Here is a 206-nt window from a genome sequence, read left to right on the forward strand (position 1 = left end):
CGCAGCGACGACCAGACCGACGCGGCGATGAAGGCCACGCCCACCAGCCCGGTGAACACCTCGGACACGTGCACCACCGTGCCCAGGATCATCACACCGGCCAGCGCGCCGATGGCGTAGTGGGCGCCGTGCTCCAGGTAGATGTACTGGTTGAGCGTGCCGCGGTTGACCAGGTACACCGTCATGGAGCGCACGAACATGGCGCC

1 protein-coding gene is annotated in these 206 nt (G+C 67.5%); it reads right to left on the reverse strand.

Going from position 1 to position 206, the window contains the following annotated elements:
• On the reverse strand, positions 1–206 hold a 206-nt coding region (locus tag HA630_RS27005; RefSeq protein ID WP_166832185.1), incomplete at both ends, for a DUF475 domain-containing protein.

Source organism: Aquabacterium sp. A08 (genome assembly GCF_011742065.1).